5 protein-coding genes and 1 pseudogene are annotated in these 12,495 nt (G+C 69.7%); 5 read left to right on the forward strand and 1 reads right to left on the reverse strand.

The window, feature by feature from the left end; genetic code table 11:
* The first annotated feature begins 89 nt into the window (after positions 1 to 89).
* The 5 genes and pseudogenes from recC to M8009_RS09175 all read left to right on the forward strand — a co-directional run.
* Positions 90 to 3,743 (forward strand): exodeoxyribonuclease V subunit gamma, encoded by a 3,654-nt coding sequence (recC, locus tag M8009_RS09155; protein ID WP_250060517.1) that lies wholly within the window; start codon positions 90 to 92, stop codon positions 3,741 to 3,743.
* Positions 3,740 to 7,540, forward strand: coding sequence for an exodeoxyribonuclease V subunit beta (gene recB / locus M8009_RS09160; protein ID WP_250060518.1), 3,801 nt, complete (start codon positions 3,740 to 3,742; stop codon positions 7,538 to 7,540). The genes recC and recB overlap by 4 nt, the downstream gene beginning before the upstream one ends.
* The gene (gene recD / locus M8009_RS09165) at positions 7,537 to 9,825 is read left to right on the forward strand and encodes an exodeoxyribonuclease V subunit alpha (RefSeq protein ID WP_250060519.1); all 2,289 of its coding nucleotides are present in this window, start codon (positions 7,537 to 7,539) and stop codon (positions 9,823 to 9,825) included. The genes recB and recD overlap by 4 nt, the downstream gene beginning before the upstream one ends.
* Positions 9,826 to 10,055: 230 nt before the next feature.
* Positions 10,056 to 11,072 carry a TauD/TfdA dioxygenase family protein gene (locus M8009_RS09170; protein ID WP_250060520.1) on the forward strand — a complete coding sequence of 339 codons (1,017 nt, stop codon included), beginning with the start codon at positions 10,056 to 10,058 and terminating at the stop codon, positions 11,070 to 11,072.
* Between the two features lie 148 nt (positions 11,073 to 11,220).
* Positions 11,221 to 11,460: pseudogene (locus M8009_RS09175) on the forward strand (GGDEF domain-containing protein); the annotation flags it as partial.
* A 218-nt stretch (positions 11,461 to 11,678) separates the two neighbouring features.
* Here M8009_RS09175 and M8009_RS09180 read toward each other — a convergent pair.
* Positions 11,679 to 12,482, reverse strand: a complete 804-nt coding sequence (locus M8009_RS09180) for a M48 family metallopeptidase (protein ID WP_250060522.1) — start codon at positions 12,480 to 12,482, stop codon at positions 11,679 to 11,681.
* Positions 12,483 to 12,495: the final 13 nt, after the last annotated feature.

Consider the following 12,495-nt stretch of genomic DNA (forward strand, 5'->3'; position numbering starts at 1 on the left):
GAAAGTGACAAGGACGCAAGGCAACCCGCGCCCCGCGAATATGGCACCATTGAACAGACCACCCCGGCACCCAGCGAAGGAACCGCGCCATGCCCGCCCTCGACGACGCCTCCCTGCAGCCCGGCTTCATGGTGATCCACGGCAACCGCCTGGAGGCGCTGCGCGGCCTGGCGGTGGAGTGGATGCGCCGCCACCCGCTCTCGCCGCTGGAGAACGAGACGATCCTGGTGCAGAGCAACGGCATCAGCCAGTGGCTCAAGCTGGCACTCGCCGAGGACCGCGCCAACGGCGGCGCCGGCATCGCCGCCGCCCTCGACGTGACCCTGCCGGCGCGCTTCCTGTGGCAGGCCTACCGCAGCGTGCTGGGCGAAAACGAGGTGCCGCCGGTCTCGCCCTTCGACAAGCCGCGGCTGGTGTGGCGGCTGATGCGCCTGCTGCCCGCCCTGCTCGACGCCCCTACCTTCGCGCCCCTGGCACGCTTCCTGGAGGACGATGACGACCTGCGCAAGCGCCACCAGCTGGCCGAGCGTCTGGCCGACCTGTTCGACCAGTACCAGGTCTACCGCGCCGACTGGCTGGCGGCCTGGGCGTCGGGCGAGGACGTGATCCTCACCGCCCGCGGCGAGGCCCGCCCGCTGGCCGAGGAGCAGCGCTGGCAGGCCGAACTGTGGCGCGCGCTCAGGGATGACATCGGTGCGCAAGGCCTGGCCTCCAGCCGCGCGGCGGTGCATGAGCGCTTCCTCGAGGCATGCCAGGCGCTGACGACCGAGAGCCCTCAGCTGTCCTTTGAACAGCGCAGGCCAGCGGGGCTGCCGCGCCGGGTGATCGTGTTCGGCATCTCCTCGCTGCCCGCCCAGACCCTGGAGGCGCTGGCCGCCATGGCGCGGGTCAGCCAGGTGCTGCTCTGTGTCCACAACCCCTGCCGCCACTACTGGGCGGACATCATCGAGCACAAGGACCTGCTGCGGGCGGAACGCAGGCGCCAGCAGCGCCGCCCCGGCATGCCGGCGGACCTGGCCGAGACCGAGCTGCACCTCCACGCCCAGCCGCTGCTGGCCGCCTGGGGCAAGCAGGGCCGCGACTACCTGCGCCTGCTCGACGAGTTCGACGAACAGCAGGCCTATCGCGGCCTGTTCGAGGGCGAGGCGCTGCGCATCGACCTCTTCGACTCGCCACTGGATGACAGTGAGGGCGAGGGAGCGCGTGAGCCCAGCCTGCTGCGCCAGCTGCAGGACGACATCCTCGAGCTGCGCCCGCTGGCCGAGACCCGCGCGACCTGGCCCGCCGTGGATCCGGCCCGCGACCGCTCGCTGCGCTTCCAGGTCGCCCACAGCGCCCTGCGCGAGGTGGAGATCCTCCACGACCAGTTGCTCGCCGCCTTCAGCGAGGATGCGACCCTCAAGTCCCGCGACATCCTGGTGATGGTGCCCGACGTCGACCAGTACGCCGCCGCGGTGCAGGCGGTGTTCGGCCGCCTCGATGCCGACGACCCGCGCCATATCCCCTTCACCCTCTCCGACCAGGCCAGCCGCCACCGCCTGCCGCTGCTGATCGCGCTGGAATCGCTGCTGCGCCTGCCGGAGCTGCGCCTCTCGGTGAGCGACCTGCTCGACCTGCTGGAGGTGCCGGCGGTTCGCGCGCGCTTCGGCATTGCCGAGGCCGGCCTGCCCACCTTGCGCCGCTGGATCGAGGGCGCCGGCATCCGCTGGGGGCTCGACGCCCGCCAGCGCCAGAGCCTCGACCTGCCGGAAGGACTCACCGCCAACACCTGGGCCTTCGGCCTGCGCCGGCTGCTGCTGGGCTATGCGGTGGGCGACGCCGCCGACGGCCCCTGGCAGGGGGTGGAACCCTATGACGACATCGGCGGGCTGGAGGCGGCACTCGCCGGCCCGCTGGTCAGCCTGATCGATACCCTGGAGGTCCAGTGGCAAACGCTTGCCGAACCCTGCGATGTAGCCACCTGGGGCGAGCGGCTGCGCGGCCTGCTGGAGGCCTGCTTCCTGGCCGACTCCGACCAGGACCTGATGGCGCTGACCCGGCTCGAGCAGGCCCTCGACGCCTGGCAGGAGAGCGCCGAGGAGGCCGGGCTCACCGAGCCCCTGCCGCTCTCGGTGGTGCGCGAGCACTGGCTCGCCCAGGTGGACGAGGCGAGCCTCTCCCAGCGCTTCCTGGCCGGGGCGGTGAACATCGCCACCCTGATGCCGATGCGCGCCATCCCCTTCCGCCACGTCTGCCTGCTGGGCATGAACGACGCCGACTACCCGCGGGTCCAGCGCCCGCTGGACATCGACCTGATGGCCCAGGACTACCGCCCAGGCGACCGCTCGCGCCGCGAGGACGACCGCTACCTGTTCCTCGAGGCGCTGCTCTCGGCCCGCGACCGGCTGAGCATCAGCTGGGTGGGGCGCAGCATCATCGACAACAGCGAGCAGCCGCCCTCGGTGCTGCTTGGCCAGCTGCGTGACCATCTCGCTCACGGCTGGCAGCTGGCCGGAAAAGCAGACGATACCGACGGCCAGGCGCTGCTGGCCGCACTGACCACCGAGCACCCGCTGCAGCCGTTCAGCATCGAGTACTTCAGGGAAGGCTCGGAACTGGCCACCTACGCCCACGAGTGGCGTGAGCTGCACCGCCCCGACGCCGAGCCCGCAGCACCGCCGGCCAAGGACGCCCCGCTGGCCCCCTTCCGGCAGGAGAGCCCGCTGACCCTGGCCCAGCTGGGCAACTTCCTCAAGGCACCGGTGCAGGCCTTCTACACCACCCGGCTAAAGGTCTTCCTCGAGATTGATGCCATGGAGCGGCTCGACCACGAGCCCTTCAAGCTCGGCGGCCTCGACCACTGGCAGCTGCAGCACGCGCTGATCGAGGCGAGCCGCGCGGCGGTAGAGGCCGGCGAGCCCATCGAGCCAGTGCTGGAGGCGACCCTCGCCCGCCTGGAACGCGAGGGGCGCCTGGCCATGGGCGGCTTCGCCGAGCACATGCGCGAGGCGCTGGTGGAGCCGATGGACGGCCTGTTCGCCGAGTATCGCCAGGTTCTCGAGGCGTGGCCCCATGCTATGCAGGAGCCGCTCACCGTCTCGCTGGACCTGCAAAGGGAGCTGGGCGAGGGCCTGGCGCTGGAGGACTGGCTGGGCGGGCTGCGCGGAAGCGACGCCGGCGAGCGCTGCCGGGTGCTGCTGACCACCAGCAGCCTGGTCAACAAGGGCAAGTACCACTGGAAGCACTGGCTGGTGCCCTGGGTGGCCCACCTGGCCGGCCAGCTCGAGGGCCCCATGACCACCCGCCTGCTCTCCCGCGCCGGCGGCGGCACCCTGGACCCGCTGCCCGCGGACGAGGCCCGCGCGCACCTGGCGAACATCGCCGCCGCCTGGCAGCACGGCATGGCCACCCCCCTGCCGCTGGCCCGCGACACCGCCTTCGCCTGGCTGGAGAAGGGCGGCACGCCCCAGGCCATGGCCCGCTGCCTGGCCGGCGAGGCCAACGAGGAGGACGCCAAGGCCTGGAAGGCCGCCGATAGCGCCTTCCACGGCAGCGGCTTCAACAACGACCACGGCGAGCGCGGCCGCGACCCCTACCTGATGCGCCAGTGGCCCGAGCTGGAGGCGCTGGTCCAGTCGGCGGATGGGGGCGGCTTCGCCGAGCTGGCCGAGCGGCTCTATGCCCCGCTGCTGCGCGCAGTGAAGAAGCCAAGGGACAAGAGCGCCAAAGGGAGCAATGGAAAAGGCAAGGGAGGCCAGGCATGAGCGCACCGGACCAGACGCCCCCCACCCTGGACCCGATCCACCTGCCACTCACCGGCAGCCGGTTGATCGAGGCCAGCGCCGGCACCGGCAAGACCTTCACCATCGCCCTGCTCTACGTGCGCCTGGTGCTGGGCCCGCGCGACGACGAGGACGCCGAGAGCTTCCCGCGTGCCCTCACCCCGCCCGAGATCCTGGTGGTGACCTTCACCAACGCCGCCACCCGAGAGCTGCGCGACCGTATCCGCGCCCGGCTGGTGGAAGCCGCCGATGCCTTCCAAAGCCCCCTTTGGGGTCAGACCCCAAAGTCCGCTGAGGGGTCTGACCCCCTGCTGGCCCTGCGCGACAGCTACCCCCGCGAGCGCTGGCCGGCCTGCGCCCGCCGCCTGCAGCTGGCCGCCGAGTGGATGGATGAGGCCGCGGTCTCCACCATCCACTCCTGGTGCCACCGCATGCTGCGCGAGCACGCCTTCGAGAGCGGCAGCCTCTTCTCGCTGGAGATGAACCTCGACCAGTCGGAGCTCGAGCTCGAGGTCGCCCGGGACTACTGGCGCAGCTTCTACTATGCCCTGGACGCCGAGGCCCTGGCGGTGGTCACCCGCTATTGGGAGACCCCCGACGCCCTGGCCGAGGACGTGCGCCGCCTGCAGGGCGACGCCGACCTGCTGCCCGACGCCCCGCCCCCCGCAGGCGCACTCGCCGCCATGCAGGCCGAGCGCGCCCGGGTGCTGGGCGAGCTCAAGGCGCCCTGGCCCGCCTGGCTGGATGAGCTCGCCGAGCGGCTGGAAACGGCCGCCGCCGCCAAGGCCTTCGACCAGCGCAAGCTCAACAGCAGAAGCCGCGCCGACTGGCTGGAGAAGTTGCGCGACTGGGCCCGGGACCCGGAGCTCACGACCCCGGCGCTCACCGACACCGCCTGGAAGCGCCTGACGCCGGCGGGCATCGTCGAGATCTGGAAGACCGGCGAGCCACTGGACCACCCGGCGCTGCACGCCCTGGCCGAGCTGCCGGACCAGCTCCAGGCCCTGCCCGACGCCCACGCCGACCTGCTGGCCCACGCCGTGCGCTGGATGAGCGAGCGCCGCCGCCGCGTGCAGCAGCGCCGCGCCGAGCTCGGCCCCGACGATCTGCTCGAGCGCCTCGACCACGCCCTCAAGGGCCCCGCCGGCGAGGCCCTGGCGGTGCATGTGCGCCGCCAGTTCCCGGTGGCCCTGGTGGACGAGTTCCAGGACACCGACCCGGTGCAGTACCGACTCTTCGATCACGTCTACCGCCTGGCCCAGGCGCCCGATCCCCAGGACCCCAGCGGCATCCTGCTGATCGGCGACCCCAAGCAGGCGATCTACGCCTTCCGCGGCGCCGACATCCACACCTATCTGCAGGCGCGGCGCGACACTGCCGGGCGCCACGTTACCCTGGGCACCAACTTCCGCTCGGCCACCGCCATGGTAGAGGCCGTCAACCGGGTGTTCCGCCATGCCGAATCGCCCCCCGCCGGCCGCGGCGCCTTCCTGTTCAAGACGCCCGAGGGCGACAATCCGGTACCCTTCCTGCCGGTCCAGGCCAAGGGCAGGAAGGATGCCCTGACCCGCGACGGCGAGCCGCTGCCCGCCATGACACTTTGGCATTTGACGGGCGGGCATTTGCAGAGCGGGAGCGACCAGGCCAACAGCGACGGACTGACCAAGGGCGCCTACTTCAAGGAGATGGCCGCGCGCTGCGCCACGCACATGGCCGAGCTGCTGCGCGAGGGCCAGGCCGGGCGCACCGGCTTCGGCGAGGTGGGTGAGCCCCTGCGCGCCCTCAAGCCCTCCGACCTCGCCGTGCTGGTCAACAACGCCAACGAGGCGAAGGCGATCCGCGGTGCGCTGCTCGAGCGCGGCATCAAGAGCGTCTACCTCTCCGACAAGGAGGGCGTGTTCGAGACGCCGGCGGCCCTGGAGCTCGAGGTGTGGCTGGCCGCCTGTGCCGAGCCCGACAGCGAGCGACACCTGCATGCGGCGCTGGCCATGCCGAGCCTGGGGATGGGCCTTGCCGCACTCGACGCCCTGCAGCACGACGAGCTCGCCTGGGAGGAACGGGTGCTGCAGTTCCGCACCTACCACCGCCAGTGGCAGCGCCAGGGCGTGCTGCCCATGCTGCACCGGCTGCTGGCCGACTTCGCCGTGCCCACTCGCCTGCTCAGGAGCGCCAGCGGTGAGCGCCACCTCACGGATCTGCTCCACCTCGGCGAGTTATTGCAGGAAGCCAGCGCCGAGCTCGACGGCGAGCACGCCCTGCTGCGCCACCTGAGCGAGGCCCGCGCCCAGCCGCCACAGCAGGCCGACACCCACCGCCTGCGCCTGGAAAGCGACGCCGACCTGGTGCAGGTGATCACCATCCACAAGTCCAAGGGGCTGGAGTACCCGCTGGTCTTCCTGCCCTTCATCTGCGCCTTCCGCGAGAAGAAGGCCACCGACCTGCCGCTCACCTGGCACGACGAGGCGGGCCGGCGCCGCCTCTCCCTGGCGCCCGACGACACCGCCCTGGCCAGGGCCGACGACGAGCGCCTGGGCGAGGACCTGCGCAAGCTCTATGTGGCCCTGACCCGCGCCCGCCACGCCACCTGGCTGGGCATCGCGCCGCTCAAGGGGCTCGAGCGCAGCGCCATCGGCCAGGTGCTCAGCGCCGGTGCACCGCTCTCGCCGGATGGCCTGCTGGATACCCTCTTCCCCCTCGCCCAGGGGGCAGAGGGAACGGAGCTGACGGTGGTGCCGGCGCCGGAACCCGACGCTCTCGTGGTGCCCGCCGAGGCCAACGGCGAGGCATTGCGCGAGGCACTGACGCCGGCGCGCCGCGCCCGGGAACACTGGTGGATCGCCAGCTACTCGGCGCTGAGGCTGGGCGGCGAGCGCATAGGCGGGGAGGAAGAGCCCGAGACCGCGCTCTTTATGGAAGAGCCCGAAACCGCTCTTGAAGCCACTGCCCGGGAGATGCGCGACGAACCCAGCGACCAGGCGCAAAGCGCTCAGCCTGTGAGTGACGGCTCACTCCACCCCTTCCCCCGCGGCCCGGCGGCGGGCACCTTCCTGCACGGCCTGCTGGAGTGGGCCGGCGAGGAGGGCTTCGCCCGCCTGGCCGCCGATCCCGAGCGCCTTAACGACACCCTGGCACGGCGCGCCAACCTGCGCGGCTGGCGCGAGCGCATCCCGGCGCTGCAGGCCTGGCTGCGTGGCCTGCTGGCAAGCGACCTGCCGGTGCCGGACGCCCCCCAGGGGCCGGTGGGGCCGCTGCGCCTCGACCGGTTGGAGAGCGCTCACTACCAGGTGGAGCTGGAGTTCTGGTTTTCTGCCCACAAGGTCGACACCGCCCGCCTGGATGCCCTCGTCAGCGCTCACTCCCTGGGCGGCGCCGCTCGCCCGGCGCTGGAGGGCGACCGGCTCAACGGCATGCTCAAGGGCTTCATCGATCTGGTAGTGGAGCACGAGGGGCGCTTCTACGTGCTCGACTGGAAGTCCAACCACCTGGGCCGCGACGACGAGGCCTACTCCGAGGCGGCCATGGCGGAGGCGGTGCGCGAGAAGCGCTACGACCTGCAGTACTGCCTCTACCTGCTGGCCCTGCATCGCCTGCTCCGCTCGCGGCTGCCGGACTACGACATCGACCGCCACCTGGGTGGGGCGCTCTATGTCTTCCTGCGCGGCCAGCACGCGCCCTCCCGCGGCGTGCACCGCGAGCGCCCGCCCCGCAAGCTGATCGAGGCGCTCGATGCCCTGTTCCGCGCCCCCGAGGACGCCACCGCCGAGGAGGCACAGCCATGAGTGACCACCCGCACACCGCCCATGCCGCCACCGCCGAGGCCCTGCACGACCTCGATGCGCTGTTCGCCCTGCTCGACCGCTGGGTGGCCCGCGGCTGGCTGCGTGCCCTGGACCGGGCCTTCGCCGCCTTCCTGGCCCGGGAGGTGCCCGACGCCCCGGCCCCGCTGCTGCTGGCCGCGGCGCTGGCCAGTCACCAGCTCGGCCGCGGCCATGTCTGCCTGGACCTGGAACAGACCCTTGCCGAGCCGGACCTGGCCCTCTCGCTGCCCCCGGAGGGCGACAGCCTGGAGGACCCGCCACCGCGGCCCAGCGCGCTGCTCGGCGAGCTGGCGCTGGCCGACTGGCAGGAAGCGCTCACTCACCCGCTTGTCGTCGGCCACGGCCCGGGCAATACGCCGCTAGTGCTCGACGGCACCCGGCTCTATCTGCGCCGCTACTGGCACCACGAGCGCTCGATCCAGCAGCACATCGCCGGCCGGCTGGGCGAGGCCTCCCCGTGTAGGAGCTCAGCTCCGCTGCGCGATGGCGCCGATAGGCGCCCGGAACCGGCCACCAGCACTGCGAACACCACGATCCTCTCTCGGGCCCTGGCCGCCCTCTTCCCCCCCAGCGACCCTCTCGACTGGCAGAAGGCCGCCTGCGCCCTGGCCGCCCGCTCGCCCTTCGCGGTGATCACCGGCGGCCCCGGCACCGGCAAGACCACCACCGTGGTCAAGCTGCTCGCCCTGCTGCAGACCCTGGCGCTGGGCGAGGGCCGCCGTGCGCTGCGCATCCGCCTCGCCGCCCCCACCGGCAAGGCCGCCGCACGCCTCAACGAATCCATCGCCGGGCAGGTCGGCTCATTGCAACTGGATAGCCTGGCCCCTCTACTGGCAGTCTCCGAGGAGGATGAGGGCAGCAACCCATTGTGGGAGCCCAATTTATTGGTGGCCCGACATTTCGGCGATAGCGGTGCCAACAGGATCAGATCGGCCATCCCCACCGACGTTACCACCCTCCACCGCCTGCTGGGTTCAAGACCCGACACCCGCCACTTCCGCCACAACGCCCGCAATCCCCTGCCGCTGGACGTTCTGGTGGTGGACGAGGCCTCCATGGTCGACGTGGAGATGATGGCCGCCCTGCTCGACGCCCTGCCGCCCCGTGGGCGTCTGGTGCTGCTGGGCGACAAGGACCAGCTCGCCTCGGTGGAGGCCGGCTCCGTGCTTGGCGACCTCTGCGCGCGCGCCGAGGGTGGCCACTACACGCCCGAGACCGCCGGCTGGCTCGCCGAGGCCACCGGCCAGGCGCTGCCCGCGGCAATGCTCGACGCCGAGGGCACCCCGCTGGACCAGGCGATCGCCATGCTGCGGGTGAGCCACCGCTTCGACGCGGCCAGCGGCATCGGCCAGCTTGCCAGCGCCGTCAACCGCAACGCCCCGGGCAGGGACAAGCGCACCGCCATTCGCGAGGTGCTGGGCCACGGCTACGCCGACCTCTCCCACCTCAAGCTGGAAACGGACAAGGATCGCAGCCTGGAGCGGCTAGTGGTCTCGGGCCACGCCACAGGCTTCCCCGATGCCGGCGAGGGCCGTGTGGTGAACGGCAAGGCCCTGCCGCCGCCGGTGGGCTATCGCCACTACCTGGAGGTCCTGGAGGCCACCACGCCGGCGGAGGACGCGAACGGCGAAGTCGCGCGCGACGCCCTGGACGACTGGGCCCGCGCGGTGCTGGCCGCCCACGGCCAGTTCCAGCTGCTCTGCGCCCTGCGCCGCGGCCCCTGGGGCGTGGAGGGGCTGAACGAGCGCATCCGCGCCGCCCTGGAGAAGGCAGGACTGATCGACAGCGGCGACGGCCGCCGGCTCTGGTACCCCGGTCGCCCGGTGCTGGTGACCAGCAACGACTACGGCCTGGGGCTGATGAACGGCGATATCGGCATCACCCTGGCGCTGCCGCAGTCGGTAACGTCAGCCGGGGGAGCCAACCGCGGCCCAGCGCTGCGCGTCGCCTTTCCCGCCGGCGATGGCAGCGGCCAGATCAAGTGGGTGCTGCCCAGCCGCCTGCAGGCGGTGGAGACGGTCTTCGCGATGACGGTGCACAAGTCCCAGGGCTCGGAGTTCACCCACACTGCCCTGCTGCTCCCCGATGCCCCCAACCCGATCCTCACCCGGGAGCTGGTCTACACCGGCATCACCCGCGCCCGCCACTGGCTCACCCTGGTCGAGACTGGACGCGGCCAGCTGCTGGATGCGGTGGAGCGGCGAGTCATGCGGGTGAGCGGGCTCGGGAGTTCGTCAGCGCGCTGAGCTCAGCCAGCAGCCGGCGGAGATCCTTGATGAATCACTGATGTATCATCGCCAGGCGCTGCGGTACACCTGACCCGCGTTTGGAAAACAGGGGTGTCTCTGCCAGCATGATCCGCCCATACATCCTGTGCTCGGATGACGGCGCTGCCTTCTTGGCGCACCCTGCTGCGCTGGCGCGCTCGGCGGCGCGTTCATCCTTCTTGCATCGAGTTGAACCACAGGAGGCCCGCATGAAACCCCGTCAATCGACGCTACCACCCCTGGATCCGTCACGCGTTGCCACGGTCGAGGCATTCGGTGGAACCATCACCCCGCTGGATCCCCTGGGTGCGCAGGTACAGGGCATCGACTTGTCATCCAGAGACACGCCGCCACCCGAGGTTCTCGAAGCACTGGAACGCGAGATGGCGAACCGCGGGTTTCTTGTGTTCAAGAACGAGAAGCCATTGGATGCCGACGATTTTCTCCGGGCCAGCTGTTGGTGGGGCGGCAGGGAATTGCACAGCACTCATGGCGTCCATCCGGCGACGCCCGGCGGCAATCAACATATCTTCCGCCTGTCGAACGATCAGCGTCACGGGATCCCGGGTGTGGGACCGCAATGGCACAATGATGGCAGCTTCAACGCGGACACCTTTTCGCACTCGGGCTACCACATCATTCGGCCGGCCGAAAAAGGCGGAGGGACATACTTCGCCCATCAGGGTGCCGCCCATGACGCTCTCCCGGAGGATCTGAAGGAGTACTGGAGCCGTCTTTCCTCGGTGAACTCCGCATCGGGCGTCGTTCACCCCGTGGTACATGAGCATCCCATATCCAAACGCAAGTGCATCTGGTTGCATCTGGGCATGACAGGAGCGGTGATTGAAAAGCTACCCGATGAAGATGCCTTTCGCTTGCTGAAGGCCGACGAAATGAAACGGCTCTGTCATGAATACAACGACATCCTGAATGCCGGGCTGGAGAACGGATACGCCACCGCCTACGAGTATCAGGAAAACGACTGCGTATTCATCGACAATCTCGCCGTTGCGCATCGGGCGGCGCCGGAGGCCCATTTGCCGGTCGAGGAGCAGGGCTTGCGGATCATGCACCGCAGCACCGTTCGCGGCGTGCAAGACCTGGCGCCGGGATTCGGGCTGCCGCAACACGTCGATATTCAGGGGCCCAATCCATTAGGCGAAGGGGTCTGGAAAGGCGGCGGTATCGGCTTTCGATGGGAAGATGGCATCCCCATGCAGAACTGAACGACGCGGTGGAGCGAGGGGGGATGCGGGTGAGCGTTGGCACCCGCCCGTTTTCCCGTCATCTTGAAACGCTTATATTACTACCTGCCGGCAGGAGGGATGCTCACCCCGAACGCCAAAACGGTGAAGTCTTCACCCACTACAGGACGCGCAAATGGTGGCGGAGCGCCTGCAGAGGAAGGTCGCCGAGCTGCCGGTGATGGAGGCGATGCCCGACCACCGCCTGACCGTCACCATCGGCATCGCCGGGGTTCTCGACGAGGACGTCGATCTGGACGACCTGATCAACCAGGCCGACCAGGCGCTATACGCCGGCAAGCACGGCGGCAGGAACCGGGTGATGTTGAGTCACGAAGAGAGAGAAGAGGCGCCCCCAACTCGATCCTGACCCGGGATCTGGTCCACACCGGCATCACCCCGCCCGCCACTGGCTGACCCTGGTCGAGACCGGACGAGGCCAACTCTTGGATGCGGTAGAGAGAAGAGTAATGAGGGTGGGTGGGCCCCAGTGTCAGGATGAGTATCGTATCCTCTGATACCCTATTCTTCCACACTAACAACATCTTAAAGTATCGGGTTCCAGGTGATTGACGGCCTGGCCTGCCGCTACCCGGGACAATCAGCCGGTGAAACGTCGCGATAGGTTGATACGACCTCCTCCATGGCCTGCTGTAATGCCTCGATGCGTGATCCGTGGGCGGGATGAGTCGAGAGGAACTCAGGAGGTTGACCACCACCGGCGGCAGCCATGTTGCGCCACAGCGCTACGCTCTGTTGTGGGTCAAACCCCGCCCGCGCCATGATCGCCACCCCCATTAGATCGGCCTCCTCTTCATGGGCGCGGCTGAACGGCAGGCTGATGCCGAGTCGGGCGCCAAGGCCCAGGGCCTGCATCAACTGTTGCTGCCCTAGATCCCCCTCCCCGAGTAAACCTACCAGCAGCAACCCGGCTTTAATGCCAAGCTGCTGGGTAAGCCGCTCATTACCATGATCCGCCAGCACATGCGCCACCTCGTGCCCGATCACGGCCGCTAGCTGGGCCGGGTTCTCGGCCACCCGCAGCAGGCCGGTATGCACGCCGATACGCCCGCCCGGCAGGGCAAAGGCATTGGGGGAAGGATCCTCGAAAACGACAACCTCCCAGCTCTCGGGCAAATCGGCGCCCGGGTAGATTGCCTCAGCAGCGGCCGCCACCTCCCGGGCTACGCACTGTACTTGGCGGTTAACGGCCGCGTCGCGTGATACCGGCTGACGACGAAGCAACTGACCAAAGGTATCCTTGCCCATCTGCGCCATCAAACTTTCAGGCACCAAGGCCAGCTGAGAGCGCCCGGTCGGGGTCTTTTCACAGCCGGCCAGAAGGGCTAAGGAAAGGAGACCCAACAGCCGTAACAGCCATCGCAGACGCATCGCACCTCTCTTG

This window comes from Halomonas gemina, assembly GCF_023554995.1.
In the GTDB taxonomy this organism is placed as follows: Bacteria; Pseudomonadota; Gammaproteobacteria; order Pseudomonadales; family Halomonadaceae; genus Halomonas; species Halomonas gemina.